22 protein-coding genes and 1 tRNA gene are annotated in these 26499 nt (G+C 73.9%); 7 read left to right on the top strand and 16 right to left on the bottom strand.

All coding sequences use genetic code 11. The annotated features are described in order from the left end of the window. Positions 1-267: 267 nt before the first annotated feature. Together BS73_RS17195 and BS73_RS17200 are read left to right on the top strand one after the other, a co-directional pair. On the top strand, positions 268-1239 hold the full coding sequence (locus BS73_RS17195; RefSeq protein WP_037573475.1) for an acyl-CoA desaturase: 972 nt from the start codon (positions 268-270) through the stop codon (positions 1237-1239). 7 nt (positions 1240-1246) lie between these two features. Continuing rightward, the gene (locus tag BS73_RS17200; RefSeq protein ID WP_037573478.1) at positions 1247-1960 is read left to right on the top strand and encodes a TetR/AcrR family transcriptional regulator; all 714 of its coding nucleotides are present in this window, start codon (positions 1247-1249) and stop codon (positions 1958-1960) included. A 28-nt stretch (positions 1961-1988) separates the two neighbouring features. Here BS73_RS17200 and BS73_RS17205 read toward each other — a convergent pair whose 3' ends face one another. Then, a complete protein-coding gene (locus BS73_RS17205; RefSeq protein ID WP_037573480.1) occupies positions 1989-2360 on the bottom strand; it encodes a VOC family protein in 372 nt (123 codons plus the stop codon). Continuing rightward, positions 2357-3226: a trans-aconitate 2-methyltransferase gene (locus BS73_RS17210; protein WP_063837007.1), complete on the bottom strand. Its 870-nt coding sequence runs from the start codon at positions 3224-3226 to the stop codon at positions 2357-2359. Before BS73_RS17210 ends, BS73_RS17205 begins: the two co-directional genes overlap by 4 nt. Positions 3227-3342: 116 nt before the next feature. Between BS73_RS17210 and BS73_RS17215 the strand changes: the two genes are divergently transcribed. Continuing rightward, positions 3343-3840, top strand: a complete 498-nt coding sequence (locus tag BS73_RS17215) for a MarR family winged helix-turn-helix transcriptional regulator (protein WP_037573483.1) — start codon at positions 3343-3345, stop codon at positions 3838-3840. Between the two features lie 222 nt (positions 3841-4062). Continuing rightward, on the top strand, positions 4063-5826 hold the full coding sequence (locus tag BS73_RS17220) for a phosphatidylglycerol lysyltransferase domain-containing protein (protein ID WP_051940037.1): 1764 nt from the start codon (positions 4063-4065) through the stop codon (positions 5824-5826). Between the two features lie 31 nt (positions 5827-5857). Here the strand turns inward: BS73_RS17220 and BS73_RS17225 are convergent, their stop codons facing one another. The 8 genes from BS73_RS17225 to BS73_RS17260 all read right to left on the bottom strand — a co-directional run bounded on the left by BS73_RS17225 (position 5858) and on the right by BS73_RS17260 (position 14299). Next, positions 5858-6892, bottom strand: coding sequence for a LuxR C-terminal-related transcriptional regulator (locus BS73_RS17225; protein WP_037573485.1), 1035 nt, complete (start codon positions 6890-6892; stop codon positions 5858-5860). A 241-nt stretch (positions 6893-7133) separates the two neighbouring features. Next, the gene (galK, locus tag BS73_RS17230; protein ID WP_037573487.1) at positions 7134-8336 is read right to left on the bottom strand and encodes a galactokinase; all 1203 of its coding nucleotides are present in this window, start codon (positions 8334-8336) and stop codon (positions 7134-7136) included. After that, on the bottom strand, positions 8333-9322 hold the full coding sequence (gene galE / locus BS73_RS17235) for a UDP-glucose 4-epimerase GalE (RefSeq protein ID WP_037573489.1): 990 nt from the start codon (positions 9320-9322) through the stop codon (positions 8333-8335). Before galE ends, galK begins: the two co-directional genes overlap by 4 nt. Next, positions 9319-10449, bottom strand: a complete 1131-nt coding sequence (galT, locus tag BS73_RS17240) for a galactose-1-phosphate uridylyltransferase (protein ID WP_037573491.1) — start codon at positions 10447-10449, stop codon at positions 9319-9321. Before galT ends, galE begins: the two co-directional genes overlap by 4 nt. 191 nt (positions 10450-10640) lie before the next feature. Next, positions 10641-11312 carry a response regulator transcription factor gene (locus tag BS73_RS17245; RefSeq protein WP_037573493.1) on the bottom strand — a complete coding sequence of 224 codons (672 nt, stop codon included), beginning with the start codon at positions 11310-11312 and terminating at the stop codon, positions 10641-10643. 190 nt (positions 11313-11502) lie between these two features. After that, positions 11503-11578, bottom strand: a tRNA-Thr gene (locus BS73_RS17250). A gap of 62 nt (positions 11579-11640) precedes the next feature. After that, complete coding sequence (locus tag BS73_RS17255) at positions 11641-13476, bottom strand: ABC-F family ATP-binding cassette domain-containing protein (RefSeq protein WP_037573495.1); 1836 nt, start codon at positions 13474-13476, stop codon at positions 11641-11643. Between the two features lie 151 nt (positions 13477-13627). Then, positions 13628-14299 (bottom strand): DUF4097 family beta strand repeat-containing protein, encoded by a 672-nt coding sequence (locus BS73_RS17260; protein ID WP_037573498.1) that lies wholly within the window; start codon positions 14297-14299, stop codon positions 13628-13630. 222 nt (positions 14300-14521) lie between these two features. Here BS73_RS17260 and BS73_RS17265 point away from each other — a divergent pair, with 222 nt between their 5' ends. After that, positions 14522-15283, top strand: a complete 762-nt coding sequence (locus BS73_RS17265; protein WP_037573499.1) for a GbsR/MarR family transcriptional regulator — start codon at positions 14522-14524, stop codon at positions 15281-15283. A gap of 111 nt (positions 15284-15394) precedes the next feature. Here the strand turns inward: BS73_RS17265 and BS73_RS17270 are convergent, their stop codons facing one another. From BS73_RS17270 to metG, 4 genes are all read right to left on the bottom strand, one after another. Further along, positions 15395-16330 carry a 4-(cytidine 5'-diphospho)-2-C-methyl-D-erythritol kinase gene (locus BS73_RS17270; protein WP_037573500.1) on the bottom strand — a complete coding sequence of 312 codons (936 nt, stop codon included), beginning with the start codon at positions 16328-16330 and terminating at the stop codon, positions 15395-15397. A gap of 83 nt (positions 16331-16413) precedes the next feature. Beyond that, positions 16414-17313 carry a 16S rRNA (adenine(1518)-N(6)/adenine(1519)-N(6))-dimethyltransferase RsmA gene (gene rsmA / locus BS73_RS17275; RefSeq protein ID WP_037573502.1) on the bottom strand — a complete coding sequence of 300 codons (900 nt, stop codon included), beginning with the start codon at positions 17311-17313 and terminating at the stop codon, positions 16414-16416. 73 nt (positions 17314-17386) lie between these two features. Next, positions 17387-18280 carry a TatD family hydrolase gene (locus BS73_RS17280; protein WP_037573503.1) on the bottom strand — a complete coding sequence of 298 codons (894 nt, stop codon included), beginning with the start codon at positions 18278-18280 and terminating at the stop codon, positions 17387-17389. An 8-nt stretch (positions 18281-18288) separates the two neighbouring features. Further along, complete coding sequence (gene metG, locus BS73_RS17285; protein WP_037573505.1) at positions 18289-19953, bottom strand: methionine--tRNA ligase; 1665 nt, start codon at positions 19951-19953, stop codon at positions 18289-18291. Positions 19954-20255: 302 nt separating this feature from the next. On the opposite strand from metG, the gene BS73_RS40380 reads away from it, so the two are divergent. Next, on the top strand, positions 20256-22511 hold the full coding sequence (locus tag BS73_RS40380) for a serine/threonine-protein kinase (protein WP_051940038.1): 2256 nt from the start codon (positions 20256-20258) through the stop codon (positions 22509-22511). Between the two features lie 22 nt (positions 22512-22533). Here the strand turns inward: BS73_RS40380 and BS73_RS34735 are convergent, their stop codons facing one another. Further along, positions 22534-22938 (bottom strand): hypothetical protein, encoded by a 405-nt coding sequence (locus tag BS73_RS34735; protein WP_051940039.1) that lies wholly within the window; start codon positions 22936-22938, stop codon positions 22534-22536. Between the two features lie 220 nt (positions 22939-23158). Continuing rightward, positions 23159-24016 carry a 16S rRNA (cytidine(1402)-2'-O)-methyltransferase gene (gene rsmI / locus BS73_RS17300; RefSeq protein ID WP_037573507.1) on the bottom strand — a complete coding sequence of 286 codons (858 nt, stop codon included), beginning with the start codon at positions 24014-24016 and terminating at the stop codon, positions 23159-23161. A gap of 245 nt (positions 24017-24261) precedes the next feature. On the opposite strand from rsmI, the gene BS73_RS17305 reads away from it, so the two are divergent. After that, positions 24262-26286 (top strand): penicillin-binding transpeptidase domain-containing protein, encoded by a 2025-nt coding sequence (locus tag BS73_RS17305; RefSeq protein ID WP_051940040.1) that lies wholly within the window; start codon positions 24262-24264, stop codon positions 26284-26286. Positions 26287-26499 lie beyond the last annotated feature (213 nt).

Consider the following 26499-nt stretch of genomic DNA (forward strand, 5'->3'; position numbering starts at 1 on the left):
CACCCCCCTACTATGCCGTACCGCCCCGCCTCGACGCGACGATCTCGCCGCGCGGCCCGGACGGCCCGGCTCCGGATTCTGCCGCACCCGGACAGACCAGCGCAATCCGCCCTTTTCACACAGCTGGCCGATATAACCCCTTCAGTTCCCTTTGGCACGCGCGGGGTTCACAGGAGCGGGGAACCGAACCTACGATGCCGTAGGTTACGGATACGTAGGCGCGCGCTGCGCGACCCGAAACGTTTCCCTCATCTGCGAGGAATGCCCATGACGACTCAGTCCACCGAGGTGCGCGACGCCTCGGCGACAGCGACCGAAGCCGGCGCGCCGCTGCCATCGGCCACCCGCGGCGCAGAGACCAAGGGAACCGTCGAGCAGCTCGCCCTGGCGGGGTTCATCGGCGTGCCCTTCCTGGCCCTGATCGCGGCGATCCCGGTCGCCTGGGGTTGGGGCCTCGGCTGGCACGATCTGGTGATCATGGTGGTGATGTACTACATCGCCCTCCACGGCGTGACGATCGGCTTCCACCGCCTCTTCACCCACGGCTCCTTCAAGGCCAAGCCCTGGGTGCGGGTGGCCCTGGCGATCGCCGGCTCGATGGCGGTGGAGGGCCCGGTGGTCCGGTGGGTCGCCGACCACCGCAAGCACCACAAGTACTCGGACCGGGACGGCGACCCCCACTCGCCGTGGAAGTACGGCGACACCGTGCCGGCCCTCCTCAAGGGCCTGTGGTGGGCGCACATGGCGTGGATGTTCGACGAGGAGCAGACCCCGCAGCACATCTACGCCCCCGACCTCGTCAAGGACCCGGCGATCCGCCGCGTCTCCCGGCAGTTCGCGCTCTGGACCGCGGTGTCGCTGCTGATCCCGCCGCTGGTGGGCGGCCTCTGGTCGATGTCCTGGCAGGGCGCGCTGACGGCGTTCTTCTGGGGCTCGCTGGTCCGGGTGGCGCTGCTCCACCACACCACCTGGGCGATCAACTCGATCTGCCACGCGGTGGGCAGCCGTCCGTTCCGCTCCCGGGACAAGTCGGGCAACGTCTGGTGGCTGGCCGTCCTCTCCGGCGGCGAGTCCTGGCACAACCTCCACCACGCCGACCCGACCTCGGCCCGGCACGGGGTACTGCGCGGCCAGATCGACTCCTCGGCCCGGATCATCCGCTGGCTCGAACTCACCGGCCAGGCCTGGGACGTGCGCTGGCCGAGCCAGGAGCGGCTCGACTCGCGCCGCGCGGCATGATGAGCGTGTGACCCAGAGCAGCAGCGGAAGCGAGAGAACCACCGGCCCCTCGGGCCGTGCGGCGACCGGCAAGGCCCGGCCGGCGAAGGCGCGGCGGGCCGCGCCGCCCCGGGTCCGGATGTCCGGCAAGCAGCGGCGCGAGCAGCTGCTCACCATCGGCCGCGAGCTGTTCGCCGAACGCGGTTACGAGTCCACCTCGGTGGAGGAGATCGCGGCGAAGGCCGGGGTGTCCAAGCCGGTGGTGTACGAGCACTTCGGCGGCAAGGAGGGGCTGTACGCGGTCGTGGTCGACCGCGAGATGCAGCTCCTCCTGGACATGGTGACCGGCTCCCTGACGGGGGGTCACCCCCGGGAGCTGCTGGAGGAGGCGGCGCTCGCGCTGCTGGACTACATCGAGTCCTCCACGGCGGGTTTCCGGATCCTGGTCCGGGACTCGCCGGTGGCCCAGTCGACGGGCAACTTCGCCTCGCTGATCAGCGACATCGCGGTGCAGGTGGAGGACATCCTGGGGCTGGAGTTCAAGTCCCGCGGCTACGACCCGCGACTGGCCCCGATGTACGCGCAGATGCTGGTGGGGATGGTCGCCCAGACCGGCCAGTGGTGGCTGGAGACCCGCCGGCCGAAGAAGGCGGACGTGGCCGCCCACCTGGTCAACCTGGCCTGGAACGGCCTGGACGGCCTGGAGAAGAAGCCCCGGCTGATCAGCCGCCAGCAGCGCTGAGCGACGGCTCCCCCGCGCCGCCGCCGGATCAGTCGACCGGCTCCAGGAACTCCAGCCGGTTGCCGACCGGGTCGTGGCTGTAGAAGCGGAGGTGGCCGGGGAGGTTCTCGTCCCAGACCACCTCGGCGCCGCGCTCCGCGATCCGCTCGGCGAACGCGCGGATACCGGAGACCCGGAGCCCGGGGTGCGCCTTGCGGGCGGGGACGAACGGGTCCTCGACGCCGACGTGGATCTGCACCGCGTGGTCGGCCCCGGTGGCGAACCAGACCCCGCCGCGGGCGGCGAGCACCGGCGGCTTGGGCAGTTCGACCATGCCGAGGACGTCCCGGTAGAAGCCGCGCAGCAGCTCCTCCGAGCCGGCCGGGGCGGCGAGCTGGACGTGGTCGAGTGCGGTGATCATGCGCGGGTCTCCCCGTCGGTCGAGTCGGAGACGGTCGGCCCGGAGTCGGTCGGGCCGGAGGCGGTCGGGCCGGCCTTGACGGCGACCGCGAAGATCCGGCGGAACGGCAGCACCGTCCCGTGCGGTCCGGCCGGGTACGCCTCGGCGAGGCGGGCGGCGTACTCGTCCAGGAACTCCCGGGTGGCCGCGGGATCGTCCGCCAGCGCGGTCAGCACCGGCCGCAGCGCGGTGCCCTTCACCCAGTCCAGCACCGGGTCCTCGCCCTGCAGGAGGTGAAGGTAGGTGGTCTCCCAGACGTCCGCCTCGCAGCCGAGGTCGAGCAGCCGCTCCAGGTAGTCGGCGGGCTCCAGCACCGCGGAGACCCGGTCGGCGCCCTCCGCCAGCCGGTCCGCCCAGCGCGGCGAGGTGCGCAGCTCGCGGAGGATGGCGTGGCTGGGCGCGCCGAAGTTGCCGGGCACCTGGAAGGCGAGCACCCCGCCGGGCGGCAGCGCGGCCACCCAGCCGGGCAGCAGGTCGGCGTGGCCGGGCACCCACTGGAGGAGGGCGTTGGAGACCAGGACGTCGACCTCCCCGGCCTCCGGGACGTACTCGGCGGCGTCCGCGTAGTCGAACTCCAGCCCCGCCCCGGCGGTCTGACGGGCCTTCCGGAGCATCTCCGGGGAGTTGTCCAGGCCGAGGACGCGGGCCTCCGGCCAGCGGGCGCGGACCAGCTGGGTGGAGTTGCCCGGCCCGCAGCCGAGGTCGACCACCCGGCGGGGCTTCTCGGCCGGGATCCGGGCCAGGAGGTCGGCGAAGGGGCGGGTGCGGTGGCCGCCGTGCCGCAGGTACTGGTGAGGGTCCCAGGAGGCGGAGAGCGGTGAGGACATGGCGCCGCCTTTCAAAGTATCTCGACATCAAGATAACCAACGGCTCCACCCTGCTCCGGAACTTTCTTGATGTCAAGAGACTTCACATCGACACACCGCCTATTACACTGATCACCATGGAGGACGAGGTCGATCGGCTGGTGGCTGCGTGGCGCCGGGAGCGCCCGGACCTCGACGTCGAGCCACTGGAGGTGCTGAGCCGGGTGAGCCGGCTCGCCCGCCACCTCGACCGCGCCCGCCGCACCGCCTTCGCCCAGCACGGCCTGGAGCCCTGGGAGTTCGACGTCCTCACCGCGCTGCGCCGGGCCGGCGCCCCGTACCAGCTCTCCCCCGGGCAGTTGCTGACCCAGACCCTGGTCACCTCCGGCACCATGACCAACAGGATCGACCGGCTGGCCAAGAAGGACCTGGTGCAGCGCCTTCCCGACCCGGCCGACCGGCGCGGAGTGCTGGTCCGGCTGACCGAGACCGGGCAGGACCGGGCGGACTCCGCGCTCTCCGGGCTGCTGGAGCAGGAGCGCGCGATCCTCGGCGAACTCTCCCCCGCGCAGCGGGCCGAGCTGGCCGGGCTGCTCCGCCAACTGGTCGCCCCCTTCGACAATCTGAGCGACTGACGGCTCTCCCCCACCCCGCCTCCGGGCGGAACCCACCCCTCCGAACGGCGGGGTGGAGTTCGTGCGCCCGGCGTCCCGACCGGCGGCGATCCCGGTGCCAAGATGGAAGAAGTCACAGAAGGACCGGGATGGCGCGAAAGCGCGTGATGTCCGCGATGCTCCGGTATCGCGCGGTGTTCGCGGGCGCCCCCGGATACGGCGCGGGTGCCGGAGAGGTCGGAGATGCCGGAGAGTACGCGGGAATCGGCCGGTTCGGGCAGCGCGTGCCGGACGGCGAAGGCGCCCGAGCCCAGCAGGGCGTGGACCTACCGCACCGTCGTCTGGTACCTCCGGGTGGTCGCGGTGCTCGACCTGCTGGGGGCGGTCCTCTCGCCCCTCCGCCGGCAGCTGACGGCCCACAACACCGGTGACTTCTTCACCCCCTACCTGGTCACCGCCGGGTTCACGGCGGCCGGACTCGCGGCCTTCCTGTCCGTGATGATGCGCCGCAGGAAGCGCGCGGCCTGGATCTTCAACCTGGTGATGACCAGCCTCTACCTGGCTCTGGTGGTGGTCTCGCTGACCGCCCTGCCGGGCACCAGGCACCACTGGTTCGACTGGCTGTCGGCGGCGATCACGGCGGGCTTCTTCGCCGTGCTGCTGATCGGCCGCCGGCAGTTCCGCGCCCGCGGCGACCGGTCCAACCCGTGGCTGGCGCTCGGCACGCTGATCGTCGGCGGCGCCGCGGGCGCGGTGGTCGGCACCACGCTGGTCTCGCTGACCACCGCCGGCTCCGGCTCGCTGGCGCACCGCTTCCAGTACGCGCTGATGCGCATCTACACCCTGGCCCCCAGCAGCTCGGGTTACGCCGACGTCCTGCCGCCGCGCTGGGTGGACGTGGTGATCAACCTCCTCAGCCTCGGCGTCCTCCTGCTGGTGCTGTACGTCCTCTTCCGCGCCCCGCGCGGCAAGCGCTCCCTCAGCAGCGCGGACGAGGACCGGCTGCGGGAGCTGCTGGACAGGTACGGGGCCGCGGACTCGCTGGGCTACTTCGCGCTGCGGCGGGACAAGTCGGCGCTCTTCTCGCCCAGCGGCAAGGCCGCCGTCACCTACCGGGTGGAGGGCGGCGTCTGCCTGGCCTCAGGCGATCCGATCGGCGACGTCGAGGCCTGGCCGGGCGCAATCGAGGCCTGGCTGGCGCAGGCCCGGGAGCACGCCTGGATCCCGGCCGTGATGGGCGCGAGCGAGACGGCGGGGACGGTGTACGCGCGGCACGGCCTGGACGCGCTGGAACTCGGCGACGAGGCGATCGTCTACGCCGACGAGTTCACCCTGGAAGGGCGCGCGATGCGCACCGTGCGCCAGGCGCACAAGCGGATCGCGCGGGGCGGGCACACGGTGCGGGTGCGACGGCACCGGGACATCCCGGCGGACGAGCTGGCCGCCCTGGTGCGGCTGGCCGACCGGTGGCGGGACGGGGAGACCGAACGGGGCTTCTCGATGGCGCTCGGGCGGCTCGGGGACCCGGCGGACGGGGACTGCGTGATGGCCGAGTGCCTGGACGCCGACGGGGTGCCCAAGGCGCTGCTCTCCTTCGTGCCGTGGGGCACCGACGGGCTGTCGCTCGACCTGATGCGGCGGGATCGGGAGTCCGACAACGGGCTGATCGAGTACCTGGTCATCGAGCTGGTCCGGAACGGCGTGGAGGCGCTCGGGGTGCGGCGGGTCTCGCTGAACTTCGCGATGTTCCGGGCGGTCTTCGAGCGGGGCTCGCGGCTGGGCGCGGGTCCGGTGCTGCGGGCCTGGCGGGCGGTGCTGCTGTTCCTGTCGCGGTGGTGGCAGATCGAGTCGCTGTACCGCGCCAACGCCAAGTACCGGCCCGAGTGGGTGCCGCGCTACCTCCTCTTCGCGCGCAGCGCGGACCTCCCCCACATCGGCTTCGCCTCCATGCGGGCCGAGGGCTTCGTCCGGGTCCCCCGGCTGCGGCTGCCGGCCCGCTCCGGCTGAACGCGTCGCCGGGCTCCGCGCGCTTCGCGCGTCAGCCCGAGGCCGCGTTCGGCGGCGGGCCGAACTCCGCGGGGCCCACGCCGGCCCTTCGGGCCAGGGCCACGGCGGCGAGGGTGGAGTGGACGCCCAGCTTGCCCAGCACGTTCTGCATATGGGTGCGGACCGTGTGCGGGGAGAGGAACAGCCGGTCCGCCACGGCCTGCCGCCCCAGCCCCGCCACCATGCAGCGCAGCACCTGCTTCTCGCGCGGGGTCAGCGTCTCGACCAGCCGCTCGCTCTCCGTCCGGTCCCGCCGCGCGGCGGTCAACTCCCGCACCACGCCGGTGAGCAGCGCCGGCGGGATGTGGGTCTCGTCCCGCAGCACTCCGCGCACCACCGCCATCAGCCGGCCGAGCGAGCTCTCCTTGGCCACCCAGCCGCCCGCCCCGGCCTGCAGCGCGCGTACCGCCCGCCGCGGGTCGTCGTCGCCGGCCAGCACCACCACCCGCAGTCCCGGATGCGCCGCCCGGGCCCGCGCGACCAGCGCGATGCCGTCCGCGGACCCGCCCGGCGCCCGCCCCGGCGCGCCGCCGGGCGCGAGCCGCTGCGTCGGCACCCGGCCGGGGGCGGTGGCCGCCCCGGCCTGCGGCCCCGGCGGGCCGGCGCCGACGATCCGGCGGTACGGGCCCGGTGCGGCGGTGGCGGTCACCGCGCCCGGCGGACGCCGCGGCGCGGCCAGCGGGACGGCCCCACCGCCGGTCGGCACCTGCCTCAACGGCCGTGCCCTGCCCGGGAGTTGAGCCTGCGGCGACGGCGGGACCGGGGCCGGGGCCGGGTCGGCCGACTCCGGCCCGCCCGGGTTGCCACGCACCGGCCCGCCCTCCGCAGGCAGCGCGCCGAGGTCCGCGTCGACCAGCATCACCTGGAAGGCCCGGCCCTCGCCTGCGGCTCGTTCCAGCGCCCGTTCCGCCGCCTGCGCACTGCCCGCCGCGGACACGTCGACATCAGGCTCCGCGGCCAGCGCGGTGGCCAGGGCCTCGGCGAAGATCCGGTGGCCGTCGACCACCAGCACACGAATACGCCCCACGTCATTCCCCCCTGCTCGGGGTCCCCGCCGCCGTTTCCGACAGCCCTGCGACAGCGCCGACCCCCCTCAGGCACCGGCCCCCACCGGTACCGCCCTCAGCGTACGTTCGCCCGCCCCGACTTGACGATGTTTCGGCACGAAACCCCGCGTCCGGGGGCCTACTCAGCGGAACCTGTCCGAAATGCGACAGGCCCAGGCGCCCCGGAGCCCGCAGGCGACTCCGGGGCAGCAGGGGTGCGCCTCAGTCGAGCCGCCGGGCGCCCGCGCTCGGCTTGGCCGAGAAGGCCCGCGGGGCCGGCAGCCCGCGCTCGGCGAAGGCCGCCGCGACCGCGTCGGTGACCGCCTCCGCTCCGGCCTCCTCGACCAGGACGACGACGCAGCCGCCGAAGCCGCCGCCGGTCTGCCGGGCGCCCAGCGCACCGGCCGCCACGGCGGTCTCCACCACCAGGTCGGACTCCAGGCAGGAGATCCGGTAGTCGTCGCGGAGCGAGGCGTGCCCCTCGGTGAGCAGCGCGCCGGTCTCCCGCAGCCGCCCGGCGGCGACGAGTTCGGCTACCCGCTCGACCCGGTGGTCGTCGGTGACGATGTGCCGGACCAGCCGGCGCAGCCCTGGCTTGCCGTCCGGCTCGTCGCCCTCGGGCAGCCGCTCCAGGGCCGCGTCCAGCTCCTCGTAGCGGACGTCGCGCAGGGCGGGGACGCCGAGCAGCCCGGCGGCCCGCTCGCAGCCGGCCCGGCGGGCGGCGTACTCGTTGTCGCCGTGGGTGTGCTTCACCCGGGTGTCGACGACCAGCAGGGCGAGGCCCTCGGCCGCCGGGTCGAACGGCACCTGATGGACCGTCATGACGTCCCGGCAGTCCAGCACCAGCGCCGAGCCCTCGGCGCAGCACATCGCCGCCATCTGGTCGAGCACCCCGCAGGGCACCCCGACGTAGGCGTTCTCGGCGCGCTGGGCGAGCAGCGCCGCCTGCGGGTCGCTGTAGTCGAGGCCGTAGAGCTCGCGGCAGGCCGCGGCGACCGCGCACTCCAGGGCGGCGGAGGAGGAGAGCCCGGCCCCGGTCGGCACGTCGCTGTCCATGTGCACGTCCAGCCCGCCGGCCAGCGCATCGCCGTGGCCGTCCGCGCACAGCGCCCACAGCACGCCGAGGACGTAGGCCGCCCAGCCCTCGCCCTCCCGGCCGGGGGCGAGTTCGGCGACCCGCGCCTCGACGACGCCGTCGGCCTGGGCGCTGTGCACCCGCACCAGCCCGTCCTCCCGGCGGGCCACCGCCGCGCGGGCCGCGTACGGCAGGGCGACGGGGAGGCAGAGGCCCTCGTTGTAGTCGGTGTGCTCACCGATCACGTTGACCCGGCCCGGGGCCTGCCAGACGCCCTCCGGGTCGCGGCCGAAGACCGCCGCGAACTCCTTGCGGGCCCTGTCCTTGGGGGTGTTCTGGTCCTGCGTCACTGTTCGGGGGCTCCTTTGCCGGACACCGAAAGATGGGCGCGGGTGAACTCCCACGCGTCGGAGACGATCTCCTCCAGGCTGGTGCGGGCCGGCTGCCAGCCGAGCCGCTCCCTGGCCCGCTGGGCGGAGGCGACCAGCACCGCCGGGTCGCCGGGGCGGCGCGGACCGGCGTGCTCGGGTACGGCCCTGGCGGTGACCCGGCGGACCGTGTCGATCACCTCGCGGACCGAGAAGCCGCTGGCCGAGCCGAGGTTGCAGACCAGGTGCTCGCCGGGGGCGACGGTCTCCGGGCGCAGCGCCAGCAGATGCGCCTCGGCCAGGTCGGCGACGTGGATGTAGTCCCGGATGCAGGTGCCGTCCGGGGTGGGGTAGTCGGTGCCGTAGACGTCGATGTGGCCGCGGTGGCCGAGGGCGGTCTGCAGCACCAGCGGGATCAGATGGCTCTCCGGGTGGTGCCGCTCGCCCAGGTCCCCGTACGCCCCGGCCACGTTGAAGTAGCGCAGCGAGACGGCGGCCAGGCCGTGCGCCGCGCACTCCCCCGCCAGCATGTGGTCGACGGCGAGCTTGCTCGCGCCGTACGGGCTGGTGGGGGCGGTGCGGGCGTCCTCCGGGATGGGCGCCCGCTCGGGCTCGCCGTAGACGGCGGCGGTGGAGGAGAAGACCAGCCGGCGGACGTCCGCCTTGCGCATCGCGGCGAGCAGCTCGACGGTGCCGCCGACGTTGTTCCGCCAGTACTTCTCGGGGTCCGCGACGGACTCGGCGACCTGCGAGAAGGCGGCGAGGTGGACCACCCCGTCGAAGGACCCGTCCAGGTGCTCCGCGGCGTCCTGGACCCGGCCCGGCACGAACTCGGCCCCGGCCGGCACGGCGTCGCGGAGGCCGGTCGACAGGTCGTCGAGGACGACGACCCGGTGGCCGCTCTCCAGCAGCCGGGCCGCCACCACGCTGCCGACGTAGCCGGCTCCTCCGGTCACCAGGTACTTCACCGTTCACCGACCTCCCGCAGGCGGCGCGCCGCCTGCTCCGGCGACACGTCGTTGATGAAGACGTCCATGCCGGACTCGGACCCGGCCAGGTACTTGAGCTTCCCCACGGTACGCCGGATGGTGAACAGTTCGAGGTGGAGGGCCAGTTCGCCGCCGTCGGCCCCGCGCGCCCGGCCGGGCGTCTGGTGCCAGGCCGCGATGTACGGCGTGGGCGCGGGCCGGCCGGCGTCGGCGGCGGCCTCGTCGCCGGCCCCCTCGCCGGGCTCGAAGAGGCGGTCGAAGCGGCGCAGCAGGTCGAGGTAGACGCGGGGGAACTCGGCCCGCTCGGCCTCGTCCAGGGCGAGGAGGTCGGGCACCCGCCGGTTGGGGTAGAGGTGGACCTCGTACGGCCAGTGCGCGGCGAACGGCACGAACGCGGTCCAGTGCTCGCCCTTGACGACCACCCGGGCCGGGTCCCGCAGCTCGGCCGCGAGGAGGTCGTCGAAGAGGTTGCGGCCGGTACGGCGGCGGTGGGCGGCGGCGGACGCGATCATCCGCTCGGTGCGCGGGGTGATGAAGGGGTAGGCGTAGATCTGCCCGTGCGGGTGGCCGAGGGTGACGCCGATCTCGGCGCCGCGGTTCTCGAAGCAGAAGACCTGCTCGACGCCGGGGAGCGCGGAGAGTTCCGCGGTGCGGTCGGTCCAGGCGTCCAGCACCAGCCGGGCCTGCTCCTCGTCGAGGTCGGCGAAGGAGGCGTGGTGGTCCGAGGTGAAGCAGACCACCTCGCAGCGGCCGTTGCCGGGCAGCGCGCCCTCGACCGCCTCGGGGGCGCCCACGGGGCTCGGGGTGAGCGAGGGGAAGCGGTTCTCGAAGACGGCGACCTCGTAGTCGGTGTCCGGGATCTCGCTGTGCCGGCCGTCCCGGGAGGGGCAGAGCGGGCACTCGTCCGCCGGCGGGTGGTAGATCCGGCCCTGGCGGTGCGAGGCGACCACCACCCAGTCGTCCCGGACCGCGTCGTACCTGATCTCCGAGGAGGTGCGGGTGGCCTCCAGCGGCCGCTGGTCGACGGCGTCGCGCACCCGGTCGTCGCGGGAGTCGTAGTAGATCAACTCCCGTCCGTCGGCCAGGCGCGTGCTGGTCTTCTTCACTGCGTTCTCCTCGGCTCGCTCAATCCGCTGCTCGGTTCACCGCACACCAGCAACATAATCGAACATTACCAAGCACGGGTCAACAGCCAAGAGCATGGAGAAGCGCGTCACCCCTCCCCATCGCCGCGAAATCCCGCCCGGGACTGCGCATGTGTGATCTTGTTCGGAATTGTTGAGCGCTTGTCGCCCCGCTACTCCTCGCGGGACGCCCGCTCCAGCAACCCGGTACGGGCGGCCACCGCCGCCGCCTCCAGCCGGGTGCGCGCCCCCAGCTTCATCAGCACCCGCTGCACATGGGTGCGGGCGGTGCTCGGCGCGATCCCCATCCCGGCGGCGATCGCCCGGGTGTCCTCACCCTCGGCGATCCGCATCAGGACCTCGATCTCCCGCCGGGTCAGCATCCGCAGCAGCCGCAGCGCCTCGTCGTCCGGCTCCGGCGCCGGCTGCAGCAGGTGCTCGAACGCGGCCTGCAGCAGCTCCGGCCAGACCGCGGCCTCGCCCGCGCGCACCCGGTTGAGCGCGCGCTCCACCACCTCGATCCGCTCGTCGCTGCGGACATAGCCGAAGGCGCCCGCGCCGAAGGCCGCGGCCACCCCCTTGAGGTCGCTGACCGGGCCCATCACCACGACCGGCACATCGGGCCGCTCGGCGCGGATCCGCCGCACCGGCTCGCAGGCCCCCGGCTCCCCCGGATGCGCGAGACCCAGCAGGCAGACCTCCGGCCTGCGGTTGACCACCAGTTCCACCGCCGATCCGACCGGCGTCCCGACCGCGAGCACCCGGTGCCCGCGCAACTGGAGCGCCGCAGCGAGCGCCTCGGCCAGCAACCGGTGGTCGTCGACGACGACCAGCCGTACGCCCACGGTGCCTCCCCCCTCCGCCGCCGGCTCACGACGCCTCCGGACTCGGCGGTGACGCCCCATCAGAACGCACTTCGTATGCGGAGCGCCACGGTACCGGGGGGTAGAAGGTGAGAGAAGCACGAGAACGCGGGAGAGAACAGGGAGAAAACGTGCGGAAGACCTCCCGTCACTTGACGGGAGGCCTTCCTGCTGGAGCCCCAATACGGAATCGAACCGTAGACCTTCTCCTTACCATGGAGACGCTCTGCCGACTGAGCTATTGGGGCTGGGCGCGGGAAGAACACTACCCGGTCACCCCGCCGATCACGAAATCGGCCTCCGCCGGGCGTTAGCCCACCCGTTCGGCCAGCTCCAGCCAGTTCAGCTCCAGCGCCTCGCGCTCCGCGGTGGCCTCCCGCAGCTTGCCGTCCAGCTCGGCCACCTTCGCGAAGTCGGTGGCGTTCTCCGCCAGTTGGGCGTGCAGCTTGGCCTCGCGCTCCTCCAGCTTGGTCATCTGCCGCTCGATCCTGGCCATCTCCTTCTGCGCGGCCCGGATCTCCGCCGCGGAGGCCTGGGCCTTCGGCGCTCCCTCGGCGGCCCTGGCCGCCGCCCCCCGGGCCTTCGGCGCCTGCGCCGCCGCCGACTGCTCGGCCATCCGCTGCCGCCGCTCCAGGTACTCGTCGATGCCGCCCGGCAGCATCCGCAGCCGGCGGTCGCCGAGCAGCGCCTGGACGGTGTCGGTCACCCGCTCGATGAAGTAGCGGTCGTGCGAGACCACCACCATCGAGCCGGGCCAGCCGTCCAGCAGGTCCTCCAGCTGGGCCAGGGTCTCGATGTCCAGGTCGTTGGTCGGCTCGTCCAGGAACAGCACGTTGGGCTCGTCCATCAGCAGCCGCAGCAGCTGGAGCCGGCGGCGCTCGCCGCCGGAGAGGTCGCCGACCGGCGTCCACTGCTTGTCCTTGCCGAAGCCGAAGGTCTCGCAGAGCTGCCCGGCGCTGAGCTCGCGGCCCTTGCCGAGGTCCACCCGCCCGCGGACCCGCTCGACGGCCTCCAGCACCCGCAGCGCCGGGTCCAACTCGGTGACCTCCTGGGAGAGATAGGCCAGGCGGACGGTCTTGCCGACCTTGATCACCCCGCCGGCGGGCTGGACGTCGCCCTGGCTCTCCCAGGCCTGCTGCATCGCCCGCATCAGCGAGGTCTTGCCGGCGCCGTTCACGCCGACCAGGCCGATCCGGTCACCCGGGCCGAGCTGCCAGGTCAGCCGCTCCAGCAGGGTCTTCTCGCCGGCCTGGACGGTGACGTCCTCCAGGTCGAAGACCGTCCTGCCGAGCCGGCTGTTGGCGAACTTCAGCAGCTCCACCTTGTCCCGGGGCGGGGGGACGTCCGCGATCAGCTCGTTGGCGGCCTCGATCCGGAAGCGCGGCTTGGAGGTGCGGGCGGGCGCCCCCCGGCGCAGCCAGGCCAGCTCCTTGCGCATCAGGTTCTGCCGCTTCGCCTCCTCGGTGGCGGCCCGGCGCTCGCGCTCGGCGCGGGCGAAGACGTAGTCGGAGTAGCCGCCCTCGTACTCGTGGACGGCGCCGGACTGGACGTCCCACATCCGGGTGCAGACCTGGTCCAGGAACCAGCGGTCGTGGGTGACCACCACCAGGGCCGAGCGGCGCGCCCGGAGGTGCCCGGCCAGCCAGGAGATCCCCTCGACGTCCAGGTGGTTGGTCGGCTCGTCGAGGACCAGCACGTCGTGGTCGCCGATCAGCAGCTTGGCCAGCGCGATGCGGCGGCGCTCACCGCCGGAGAGCGGGCCGATCACGGTGTCCAGGCCGACCGGGAAGCCGGGCAGGTCGAGCCCGCCGAAGAGACCGGTGAGGACGTCCCGGATCCGGGCGTCGCCGGCCCACTCGTGGTCGGCGAGGTCGCCGATCACCTCGTGCCGGACGGTGGCCGCCGGATCGAGGGAGTCGCCCTGGTCGAGGACGCCGAGGCGGAGTCCGCCCTGGTGGGTGACCCGGCCGGAGTCCGGCTCCTCCATCTTGGCCAGGATGCGGGTGAGGGTGGTCTTGCCGTCGCCGTTGCGTCCGACGACACCGATCCGGTCCCCCTCACTGACGCCGACGGTCACCCCGTCGAGGACGGCACGCGTGCCGTACACCTTGCTCACGGACTCGACGGTCGCGAGGTTCACGGCCACTGGCGCTGCTCTCCCGGGGACGGTGGGAACGATCGGTTGGGTCCCCCCAGCGTAGCCCGGGGCCGGAGCGCGAAGAGCCCGGCGGCCTGGGGCCGCCGGGCTCCGCACCGGGCCTCGGACGGGGACGCGTCCGTCGAGCGCCCGGCCGGGGTCAGCGGCTGCGGGCGGTGATGTCGCCGTAGGAGGTGGTGGCGCGGATCCTCAGGCCCGCGTCGGCGCCCTCGGCGTTCCGCAGGGCGTTGTCGATCCGGCCGTAGGAGGTGCCGGCGTCCAGCGTTCCGGAGACCCCGCGGCCGGCCTCCACCGAGATGTCGCCCTTCTGCGTGCTCAGCAGGACCTCGCCGCCCAGCGCCTCGGTGATCCGGATGTCCCCCTGCTGGGTGCCGATCTCGGCGGCCCCGCCCAGCCGGCCGACCGTGACGCCGCCGTCGGCCAGGCTGATCCTGGCGCTCGCTGCCTCGTCGAGCTTCACCGGGCCCTGCGCGCTCCGGTAGGAGACGTCGCCGAGCCGTCCGACGCCGCGGAGTTCGGCGGCGGCGGCCTTCGCCTCGACCCGGGAGCCGGCCGGGAGCTGGACGGTCACCTCGACGGCCCCGGAGTGGCCGAGGACCTTGTGCCTGGCCGGCGGGACGCCGATCCGCAGCACCCCCTCCCCGTAGTCGACCAGGACCTGCTCGGCGGCCTTCACGTCCCGGTTCCTGGCGGGGTTCGCGGGCCGGATCTCCACCACCGTGTCGGCCCGGTCGGCGGCGATGAGCTGGATGCGGCCGGCGGGGATGTCCACGACGGCGGCGATCGGGCTGGTGGTCTCGAACGTGTGCATCGTCCGCTCCTTCGATCTGTTGTTTCCGATGATGGAAACGCTACGTTGCGTTCATTGAACTGGCAACACCTCCGTTGCTTCATGACTGCATAGCGCCAGTTAAACGCCATAAAATCGTTGCAATGGCTCGCGGTTCAACGCAACATACCGCTGTCAGTTCGTTGCAATGGACTGGAAGTGAAGGCTAGAGTCGTCCCGTCGCGGAGCACCGAGGAGGTCGTGATGCCTGGAGGCAGGCTCAGCCAGCAGGAACGTCAGCAGATCGCGCTGGGGCTGGCCGACGGCCTCGCCTACGCGGAGATCGCCCGGCGGATGGACCGGCCGACCTCGACCATCACCCGCGAGGTGATGCGCAACGGCGGCCCCACCTCCTACCGAGCCGACCTGGCACACCGGGCCACCGAGCGCCGCGCCCACCGACGCCGGCAGGGCGGCACCCCGGCGGCCAGGGGCGCGGAGGCGCCCCCCGCCGCCTACGGGCGCGACGCCGAGGCGGTACGCGAGTACGAGGAGCAGTTCACCACCGTCATGATGGCGTCCGGACTGCCCAAGATGATGTCCCGGGTGATGGCCGCCCTCACCCTGGCCGACTCCGGCAGCCTCACCGCGGCCGAGCTCGTCCAGCGCCTCCAGGTCAGCCCGGCGTCCATCTCCAAGGCGGTCACCTTCCTGGAGGACCAGGGCATGCTCAGCCGGGAGCGGGACGACCGCCGCCGCGAGCGCTACGTCCTCGACGACGACATCTGGTACCGCTCGATGGCCGCCAGCGCCCGGGCCACCGCCCGGATAGTCGACACCGCCCGGGAGGGGGTGGACGTCCTCGGCCCGGAGACCCCGGCCGGCGTCCGCCTGGAGAACGTGGCCCGCTTCCTGGACTTCGTCGCCGAGAACACCGCCCGCGCCGCCGAGCAGGCCCGCGCCCTCCTGTCCAAGCCGCCCAAGGCCGAGAACGACGAGAACGACGCGGACGACGAGATGGACTGAACGGAAGGGGCCGAGCGAGGCGATATTCCGGTCTCGCCGCCGAAAACAACAGTTCGTAGGCGGACCGCCGTCTTATGCCGCCTCGCCGAAAGGCCCGGCGGCGCGCCCGGCTCAGCCCGGGACGACGGTCGCGCCCGGGACCGGGCCGGTCGCCCGCCGCACCGAGCGGCAGGTGCCGGAGCGCAGCAGCCCCTCCGCGACGGCCTCCGCCGCCTCGGCGTCCTTGGCCAGGAAGGCGCAGGTCGGTCCGGAGCCGGAGACCAGCGACCCGAGCGCGCCGCCCTCGGTGCCGGCGCGCAGGGTGTCGGCCAGGTCGGGGCGCAGCTGGAGGGCGGCCGGCTGCAGGTCGTTGAAGAGCGCCGCGCCGAGCGCCACCGGATCCCCGTCGGCCAGGGCCTCCAGCAGCTCCTGCGAGGGCTCCGGGACCGGCACGGCGGCGGCGTGCGAGCCCCCGGCGGCGGCCGCCTCCCGCAGCCGGTCGCACTCCCGGTACACCTCCGGGGTGGAGAGGCCGCCCTCGGCGACCGCGAAGACCCAGTGGTACTCGCCGACGGTCTCCACCGGGGTCAGCAGCTCGCCCCGGCCGCGCCCCAGAGCCACCCCGCCGACCAGACCGAACGGCACATCGCTGCCCAACTCCCCAGCCAGGCCCAGGAGTTCGGGGCGCCCGGCGCCGATCCCCCAGAGGGCGTCGCAGCCGACCAGGGCCGCCGCCGCGTCCGCGCTGCCGCCGGCCATCCCGCCCGCCACCGGGATGTCCTTGGCGATGTGGAGATGGACGTTCGGCTCCAGGCCGTAGCGCTGGGCGAGGATCCTGGCGGCCTTGGCGGCCAGGTTGCTCCCGTCCAGCGGCACCTGGTGGGCGTCCGGCCCCGAGGCGGTGATCCGCAGGGTCTCCGCGGGGGTCACGGTGACCTCGTCGAAGAGGCCCACCGCGAAGAAGACGGTGGCCAGGCCGTGGAAGCCGTCGTCGCGCCGCCCGCCGACCGCGAGCTGCACGTTCACCTTCGCGGGCACGCGGACGGTGACGGGACCGGAACTCGGCATGGTCGGGAACTCCTGCTACTGGGGACTCTTGCGGTGCCTCGGGGCGGCGGCGGTCGCCGCGGCTGCCCGGGGCCGACCGGAGATCATACTTGCGCGGGCCGGGGGCGGTGCTCGGCGAGGGCGGCGAACTGCTCGACGGTGAGCGCCTCTCCGCGCAGCCGGTGGTCGATCCCGGCGGCGGCCAGCGCCTCCTCGGCGGCCTGCGGGGAGCCCGCCCAGCCGGCCAGCGCGGCCCGCAGGGTCTTGCGGCGCTGGGCGAAGGCCGCGTCCACGGCGGCGAAGACGTCCCGGCGGGCGGCGGTGGTGGACGGCGGGTCGCGGCGGACCAGCGAGACCAGTCCTGAGTCCACGTTCGGCGCCGGCCAGAAGACGTTCCGGCCGATCGCCCCGGCCCGCTTCACCTCGGCGTACCAGGCGGCCTTCACCGAGGGGACGCCGTACAGCTTGCCGCCGGGCTTGGCGGCGAGCCGGTCGGCGACCTCGGACTGCACCATCACCAGCACCCGCTCCAGCGAGGGGAACCGCTCCAGCATGTGCAGCAGCACCGGGACGGCGACGTTGTACGGGAGGTTGGCGACCAGCGCGGTGGGCGGCGGCCCGGGGAGGTCCTCCGGGGTGACGGTGAGGGCGTCCTGGTGCAGCAGCGCGAACCGGTCGGCGCGCTCGGGGAGCCGGGCGGCGACGGTGGTCGGCAGGTGGCGGGCGAGGATCTCGTCGATCTCGATCGCGGTGACCCGGTCCGCGACCTGGAGCAATCCGAGGGTGAGCGAGCCCAGGCCCGGGCCGACCTCCACCACCACGTCCTCCGGACGGACGTCCGCGGCGCGGACGATCCGCCGCACCGTGTTGGCGTCGATCACGAAGTTCTGTCCGCGCTGCTTGGTCGGCCGGACGCCGAGCGCCGACGCGAGCTCGCGGATGTCCGCGGGACCGAGAAGAGCGTCCTCGGCGGAGGGCGCGGAGGCGCCGGGGCTGGTACTCACGCTGCACAGGATACTTTCTCGAACCCCGCGGCCCCGGTTCCGCCCGCCGGGCTTCGTCCGGGACCCGGAGCGCTCAGAAGGCGAAGGCCCGGGCCGTGTTCGCCGCCACCGCCGCGCACAGCGCGTCCAGATCCTCGCCGCGCACCTCAGCGATCGCCCGCATCGTCACCGGCACCAGGTACGACGCGTTCGGCCGGCCCCGGAACGGCGCCGGGGTGAGGAACGGCGCGTCCGTCTCCACCAGCAGCAGCTCCCGCGGCACCACGGCCAGCGCGTCGCGCAGCGCCTGCGCGGAACCGAAGGTGACGTTGCCGGCGAAGGACATGAAGTACCCGTGCTCGGCGCAGACCTTGGCCATCTCGGCGTCGCCGGAGTAGCAGTGGAAGACGGTCCGCTCCGGCGCGCCCTCCTCGGCGAGGATCCGCAGCACGTCCTCGTGGGCCTCGCGGTCGTGGATGACCAGCGCCTTCCCGTGCCGCTTGGCGATCGCGACGTGCCGCCGGAAGGACTCCTGCTGCACCTCCACGCCCTCGGGCCCGGTCCGGAAGTAGTCGAGCCCGGTCTCCCCGACCCCGACCACCTGCGGCAGCCCCGCCAGCGCGTCGATCTCGGCGAGCGCCGCCTCCAGCGCCTCCGCGCCCCCCGGCTCCCGCGACCGCCCCGACCACTCGTCCGGGTCGCCCAGCACGATCCGCGGCGCCTCGTTCGGATGCAGCGACACGGTCGCGTGGACGTGGGCGAGGCGGCCGGCGACCTCCGCCGCCCACCGGGATCCGGCCAGGTCGCAGCCGACCTGGACCAGGTCCGTCACCCCGACCGCGGCCGCCTTCGCCACCGCCTCCTCGGGCCCGTGGAACTGCGACTGCATGTCCAGATGGGTGTGCGAGTCCGCGACCGGCACCGCCAGCGGCTCTGGGAGCGGAGGCGGAACCGCCTCCTGCTCCCGCGCCCTCTTCGACTTGCCCACGCGCCTGCTCAGCCCTTCGCTTCGTCCTTCTTGGGCTCCTCGAGCCGCGGGAAGAGGACGGCGCCCTTGGTCACCGTCGCCCCCGCCGGCAGCAGGCCCCACTCCGCGACCCGGCCGATCCGCTGCTCGGCGATCGGGCCGAGCCCGGCCGCCTCCGCGCCCAGCGACTCCCACAGCTTGGCCGAGCTCTCCGGCATCACCGGGTTGAGCAGCACGGCCGCCGCCCGCAGGGACTCGGCCGCGGTGTACAGGATGGTCGCCAGCCGGGCCTGCGCCTCGGGGGACTCGTCCTTCGCGACCTTCCAGGGCTGCTGCTCGGTGAGGTAGCCGTTGACGTCCTTGATGAAGTCGAAGACCGCCGAGATGCCGCCGGCGAAGTCCAGCCGCTCGCCGATCGCCTCGTCGGCGGTGGCCGCCGCCCTCTTGAGCCCCTCGGCCAGCGCCTCCTCGGCCTCCCCGGCCGCGGTGGCCGCCGGCAGGGCCCCGCCGAAGTACTTGCCGACCATCGCGGCCACCCGGGAGGCCAGGTTGCCGTAGTCGTTGGCGAGTTCGGAGGTGTAGCGGGCGGAGAAGTCCTCCCAGGAGAACGAGCCGTCCTGGCCGAACTGGATGGCCCGCAGGAAGTACCAGCGGTAGGCGTCCACGCCGAAGTGCTCGGTGAGGTCCTGCGGGGCGATGCCGGTCAGGTTCGACTTCGACATCTTCTCGCCGCCGACCATCAGCCAGCCGTTGGCGATGACGCGCCTGGGCAGCGGCAGCCCGTTGGCCATCAGCATGGCCGGCCAGATCACCGCGTGGAACCGCAGGATGTCCTTGCCCACCAGGTGGACGTCGGCCGGGAAGGTGGACTCGAAGCGCTCCTGGTCGGAGCCGTACCCGACCGCGGTCGCGTAGTTGAGGAGGGCGTCCACCCACACGTAGATGACGTGCGCCGGGTCCCACGGTACCCGCACGCCCCAGTCGAAGGTGGACCGGGAGATCGACAGGTCCTCAAGGCCCTGCTCGACGAAGCGGAGCACCTCGTTCCGCGCCGACTCCGGCTGGATGAACTCCGGGTGGGCGGCGTAGTGCTCGAGCAGCTTGGGGCCGTACTCGGAGAGCTTGAAGAAGTAGTTCTCCTCCTTGAGCATCTCCACCGGCCGCTTGTGCACCGCGCAGAGCTTCTCGCCGTTCTCGCCGTCGATCAGCTGGTCGCCGGTCTTGTACTCCTCGCAGGCGACGCAGTACGGGCCCTCGTAGCCGCCCTGGTAGATCTCGCCCTTGTCGTACAGGTCCTGGACGAACTCCTGCACCCGGTCGGTGTGCCGCTTCTCGGTGGTGCGGATGAAGTCGTCGTTCTGGATGTCCAGATGCCGCCAGAGCGGCTTCCAGGCCTCCTCGACGAGCTTGTCCGTCCACTCCTGCGGGCGCACGCCGTTCGCCTCGGCGGTGCGCATGATCTTCTGACCGTGCTCGTCCGTGCCGGTGAGGTACCACACCTTCTCGCCCCGCTGGCGGTGCCAGCGGGTGAGCACGTCGCCCGCGACGGTCGTATAGGCGTGGCCGAGGTGGGGCCGGTCGTTGACGTAGTAGATCGGCGTGGTGACGTAGTACCGCTTCGCCGCGGTGTCACTGCTTCCGCCGTCCGTCGCCGCCGTGGCCCCGGAGGTGCTGTCGTTCGTTGTGGCCGCCATGGGGAGATCCTAACGGCCGGGCGAAGCCCTCAAGAACCGAGTTCCGCGGCCCCCGGGACCGCTGGGGACCGGGGTGCCCGCACGGGCTCCCGCGACGCAGGTGGGCGGGGATCCGGCGCACTCCCCCGGGCGCGTTCCACCCCCGCACGCCCCTTGTTACGGGATTGGCTCACTACCGACATCCCCGGACGGGCGGCCGAGGTGTTCCCTGGGTAGAAGACGTCGGAGAATAGCGGGGACGGCACGGCGCATCCCGCCCCGCCGCACGAGGCTCAGCAGACTCACAGGGGGAGGGGCACGCCGTGGAGCCCTTGATCGAGCAGGACCCGCGCAAGGTCGCGGGCTACCGGGTGCTGGCCCGGCTCGGCGCCGGCGGGATGGGCCAGGTCTATCTGGGCAGATCGCCGGGCGGCCGGCGGGTGGCGCTGAAGGTGGTGCGGCCGGAGCTCGCCGACGACCCGGAGTTCCGGGCCAGGTTCGCCCGCGAGGTCACCTCGGCCCGGGCGGTCGGCGGCGCCTTCACGGCCGCCGTGGTGGACGCCGATCCGCTGGCCTCTCCGCCCTGGCTGGCCACCGAGTTCGTGCCCGGGCCCTCCCTCACCGAGTTCGTCCGCGAGCACGGCCCCCTGCCGCCGTGGTCGGTCTGGCGGCTGGCCGCGGGCCTGGCCGAGGCGCTGGCGGCGGTGCACGCGGCCGGCGTGGTCCACCGCGACCTCAAGCCGTCCAACGTCCTCCTCGACGTCGAGGGCCCGCGGCTGATCGACTTCGGCATCTCCAAGGCCGCCGAGGCCAGCCAGCTCACCAGGACCGGGATGGTGGTCGGCTCCCCCGGTTTCATGTCCCCCGAGCAGATCGAGGGGAACGCGGCGGACGAGCCGTCCGACGTCTTCTCCCTCGGCGCCGTGCTGGCGTACGCGGCGAGCGGCAGCGGCCCGTTCGGCGAGGGCGCCACCCCCGCGCTGCTCTACCGGGTGGTCCACCGGGAGCCCGAGCTCGACCGGATCCCGGCGGAGCTGCGCGAACTGGTCGCGGCCTGCCTGCGGAAGTCCCCGGAGAGCCGGCCCACCCCCAACGAGGTGCTGCGCAGCGCGACCGACGCGATCGGCGACGCCCCGCCGGACGCCGACTCCGAGCAGACCGGCTGGCTGCCGACCTCGCTGACGCTGGCCGTCGGCCGGCATCCGGCCGCCGACCCGCTGGACAGCCCGCCGCCGGGCTACCGCACCCCCTCCGACTGGCGCTCCACCGGCGCGGCCTGGGCGGACGCGGCGGACGCGAGCGCGACCCCGCCGGGCGCGCCCACCGGTGCGCCGGGGACCGGGGGCACGGGTTCCGGCGCCGGCCGGCGGAACGACGACACCCCGGCGACCGGCGACCCGCGGATCGCCGCGGCGGGGGCGCTCGGCGCGGCGGGCGCCGCAGGCGCCGCAGGTGCCGCGGCAGGCGCCGCGGCGGCCGCCGCGGCCGACGGAGAGGCCGCGACGCCGGTGGCGGGGACGCCCTCGCCGTGGGGCGCTCCCCTCGCCTTCGACCGACCGGCGCCCCGCGTCTCCTGGGGCACCGGCTCCTCCGAGGCCCCGGCCGCCGCCCCCGGCTCCGGCTCCTTGGACGGGCGGCAGCGGCCGTCCTGGGGCGCGGCGGGAACCGGTTTCGGCTCACCCACCGGCACCGGCACAGGTTCCGGCGCCCGTTCCGGCGCCGGGGAGTACCCGACCCCGCCCACCGGGGGCACGCCCGGCCCCACGCCGTTCGGCGTCGCGGGCCTGGCCGCCGCGGCGGCGGCCACCGAGCACGCGGCCTGGCCGACCTCCGCCGCCCCCGTCCCGGCGGGCGTGGGAGCCGGCGGTGGTGGATTCGGCGGTGGCGGCGCGGACGGCTCGGGGAACGGCCCCGGCGGGCGGCATGCCGCCCGCCCGTGGTGGCGCGGCCGGTTCGCCGCGGGCGGCGCGGCGGCGATCATCGCGGCCGGTATCGGGGTCGGCGCTGCGCTGGCCAGCACCGGCGGCCCGAGCACGCCCAGCCCCGGGACGGCGGCCAGCAGCAGCGCCGCCGCCGGCGACGCGAGCGCGACCAGCGCCGCGACCCACGGCAGCGGCCGTTCCGGCGGCTCCTCTGGCGGCTCCGGCGGCTACGGCGGGCCGAGCACCGTGGGCGGCGGCGTAGGCGGCGCCCTTCCCTCGACGGGCGGCGGCACGGCCCACACCCCGGGCGGCGGCTCCAGCCCGACCGTACGGCCGACGACCGGCGGCGGCGCGCCCACCACGCCGACCAGCACCAAGCCCACCACCACCAAGCCGACCACCGCTCCGCCGACCAGCAACCCGACGACCGGCAGCCCGACGACCGGCCCCAGTTCGCCGGCCTCGTCGAGCCCGCCGCCCTCGCCGTCCTCGCCGACGAGCGCCACCCCGACGGCCGTCACCCACAGCGCGTCCGCCCCGGGGACCACCCGCGGCGCCTCCTCCCCAGCGTCCGGCGGCGGAGGCAGCGGCGGGGCCACCGGCGGAGGCAGCGGCGGAACCACCTCGGCGTCGAGCGCCACCGCCTCGGCGACCTGAGCCGAGGGCGCCGGGCCCGTGCTCAGGCCTCCGGGGTGGTGTGGTGACGCCGGAGGCGGAAGTGGAAGGGCAGGTGGAGGCGACGGCGGCGGGCCGGCCGGCGCGGCGCGTGGGCCGCCGATTCGCGCTCCCGCTCCGCACGGGCCCGGTCCGCCCGCTCCTGCCAGGCGCCGCTCGGCCGCACGGCGTGCGAGTAGCCGTCCAGGTTGGCGACCCGGCCGGCGCCCATGATCCGGACGTGGGTACCGCCGCAGCCCGGGCAGGAGGGCTGGCTCAGCGGGGACGGCACGCGGACGCCGTTGGCGTGGTAGTCGCAGACGACACGCCCGTCAGGAGTGGTCCGATGCTCGATCTCGTACGCCTGTTCCCAGCCGTGCCCGCAGTTGAGGCAGACGAACGCGTACGCCTCCTGTACGGCCTCGCTCATGGTGCTCTCCCGATATCCAGGGATTTTCCCTTACCGCTCAAGAAAATCCCCGACAGGGACCCCGGGAATTCCCGTTTCACCCAAGCTTGACTGGGACTTGGCGGGGTTTTGTTGAGGCTTGGCGCGCCTTGGTCTGCATTTGGCGTTCCCTGTACCCGGGTATTTCCCGGAAGGCGCGATCACCTCCGCCGCCCCGGCCGGCGCGCGCCCTTCGCGCGCCTTATGCGCCCCCGCCGCCTCCGTGCTTCGCCGCCACCACGGCGTCGAAGACCTCCCGCTTCGGCAGCCCCGCCGCCTGCGCCACGGCCGCGATCGCCTCCTTGCGCCGCTCCCCCGCCGCCTCCCGCTCGGCGACCCGGCGGGCCAGCTCGGCGGGGTCGGCCGGGGCCGCCTCGGCCGGCGGCGCGCCGTGGACCACCACGGTGATCTCGCCGCGCACCCCTTCCTTCGCCCACTCCGCGAGCTCGCCCAGCGGGCCGCGCCGGACCTCCTCGTAGGTCTTGGTGAGCTCCCGGCAGACCGCCGCCGGGCGGTCCGCGCCCAGCGCGTCGGCCATCGCCGCCAGGCACTCCGCGATCCGGTGGGTGGACTCGAAGAAGACCATCGTCCGCGGCTCGGCGGCCAGCTCGCGGAACCGGGCGGCACGCTCCCCGGACTTGCGCGGCGGGAATCCCTCGAAGCAGAAGCGGTCCACCGGCAGCCCGGAGAGGGCCAGCGCGGTGAGCACCGCGGAGGGGCCCGGCACGGCGGTGATCCGCACCCCCTCCTCGACCGCCGCGGCCACCAGCCGGTAGCCCGGGTCCGAGACGGACGGCATCCCGGCGTCGGTGACCAGCAGCACCCTGGCCCCGCCGGTGAGCTCGGCGACCAGCTCGGGGGTGCGGGCCGACTCGTTGCCCTCGAAGTAGGAGACCACCCGGCCGCGCGGGGTGACGCCGAGCGAGGTGGTGAGGCGGCGGAGCCGCCGGGTGTCCTCGGCGGCGACGATGTCCGCCGCGGCCAGCTCCTCGGCGAGGCGGGGCGGGGCGTCCGAGACGTCTCCGATGGGCGTTCCGGCGAGCACGAGCGTTCCAGTCACGCCCCAATCCTGACAGGCCGCCGGCCCGGCCCCGGACAACCGCCCGGCGGGCGGTCCGTCCCCGGTGGGGCATGTGGGCGGTCTGTGCGCAGAGCGCCCTGTGTAACGGTCTGTCCACAACTGCCGCAGACGACGCATCCGTAGCGCCCGGCCCGCAACTTCTCCGCGTACGATCCCGTTGCCCAGTCCGGCAAGGTGGGCGCTCTCGCGCCACGCCGCATCACCACGCATCCAGCGGAGAGATCATGCAGGACACGCCCGAGACCGGGCAGTACGGCCAGAACGGCCCGTACGGCCAAGGCGGCCCGTACGACCAGACTGGCTCACGCCCGCACAACCAAGCCGGGCAGTACGGCCAGGCCGGGCAGCAGTACGACGGCCAGGGGGCGCAGTACGGCCAGGCCGGCCAGCAGTACGGCGGCCAGCCCGGGCAGTACGGCGGCCAGCCTGGGCAGCAGTACGGCCAGGGCGCCCAGTACGGCCGGCCCGGCCCGTACCAGCAGGCGGGGCAGCAGTACGGCCAGGCAGGGCAGCAGTACGGCCAGGCGGGGCAGTACGACCCGAGCGGCGGCTACGGCCGGCCCGGGCCCGGCGCCGACCCCGGCCAGGACGACGGCGGCCACGGGCGGCCCCCCTCCCGGCGCTTCGGCCTCTCCGGGCTTCCCGGCGGTTCGCGCCCCTGGACGATCGGCGCCCTCTGCCTCGTGCTGGTCTGCGGCGGCGCGTACGGCGCGTACGCGCTGACCTCCGGCTCCGGCGGCGGATCGGGCTCGGACAAGTCCTCGGCGCGGAGCGCGCCCCCGCCGGTCACCACCACCCCCACCCGAGCCCAGGCGGCCGAGGCGGTGACCGCGTTCCTCAAGGACTGGCAGTCCGGGAACCTGGACTCGGCGGCCGGTCGGACGGACGACAAGTCCACCGCCCTCTCGGATCTGACGAACTATCGGAACGGCCTCCACCCCTCGGCGCTGACGCTGGGCTCGGCCACCGTCGGCGCGGCGGACCCCAAGGTGACCCACGCCCTGCGGAGCACCTTCCAGGTGACCGCGACGGTCGCCGGCCACCCCTGGTCCTACGCCGGCGCGGCGGACGTCCTGGACATCGGCGGGAAGCCGGTCGTCCACTGGGCCACCGACGTCCTCCACCCGGGCCTCGCCACCGGCGAGCGGCTGAAGACCGGTTCGACCCCGGCGACCACCGCGAACGTCGTGGACCGCAACGGCCGGGCGCTGACCGCCGCCGCGTACCCGTCCCTGGCCAACATGCTGGCCTCGCTGGACACCACCTACGCGGCCAAGGTGCAGAAGGCGCCCGGGACCGGGGTCGCGGTCACCGACGCCTCGGGCAAGACGCTGCGCAGCATGACCGCCTTCACCCCCGCCAAGCCCGGCACCGTCCACACCACCCTGGACGCCTCGGTGGAGGCCCGGGCCGAGAAGGCGATCAAGGACCCGCACAACAAGAAGATGCCGTCCTCGGTGGTCGCCCTCGACTACCGGACCGGCGAGATCCGGGCGCTCGCCGGGAACGCGGCGATCGGCGGTGCGGCGGCCCCCGGCTCGACGATGAAGATGATCACCGCCTCGGCGCTGATCGACAAGGCCGGGGCGAAGCCCTCGGACTCGGTGCCCTGCGTGGCGAAGACCGTGATCAACGGCCAGACCTTCCACAACATGGACAACGAGAAGGCCACCGGCAACAACCTGATGCAGGACTTCGCGATGTCCTGCAACACCGCCTTCATCAACGAGTCCACCCGGAAGCTGAAGTTCGGCGACCTCAAGGACGAGGCGGACAGCGTCTTCGGCCTGGGCAGCTGGTCGATCGGGGTGCCGAGCGCGGACCCGAGCGTCCCGGTCGAGGACAGCAAGAACATGCAGGCCGAACAGACCATCGGCCAGGGCCAGGTGACGATGAACCCGCTGGTGATCGCCTCCATCGCGGCGACCATCGCGGACAGCGGCTTCCACCAGCCGATCCTCGTCCCCGGACTGAAGCAGGTCACCGCGGCCCGGCCGATCTCGGCGAACACCGCCTCCCTGGTCCGCCAGATGATGGCGGCCACCGCGCAGTACGGCACCGCGGCCCCCCGGATGACCGGGATCAACGGCGGCGCCAAGACCGGCACGGCGGAGACGGCGAACGGCACCAACGGCTGGTTCGCCGCCTACGACCAGGGCAACGGCCTGGCCGTCGGCGCGCTGACGGTCGGCGGCAAGCAGGGCGTCCTCTCGGCGGGCTACGTCGCCCGGGACGTGCTGGTCGGCTAGTCGGCAACCACCGCGGCGCCGCACTCGACCCCGAGTGCGGCGCCGTTCCGCGTCCCGGGAACCCCCTCCGTGCCCGTGGGTAACGGTTTGCACACACCACTCCCACTCCCCGATCAGCCCGCTGGAACATGTGTTTAGGATGCGAACAAAGTCGGGGGGCCGACTGGACGTCTGGGGGGCGTGAAGCGCATGCGGCGTGGTGTGACAACGGGC

The organism is Phaeacidiphilus oryzae TH49 (genome assembly GCF_000744815.1).
Taxonomy (GTDB): domain Bacteria; phylum Actinomycetota; class Actinomycetes; order Streptomycetales; family Streptomycetaceae; genus Phaeacidiphilus; species Phaeacidiphilus oryzae.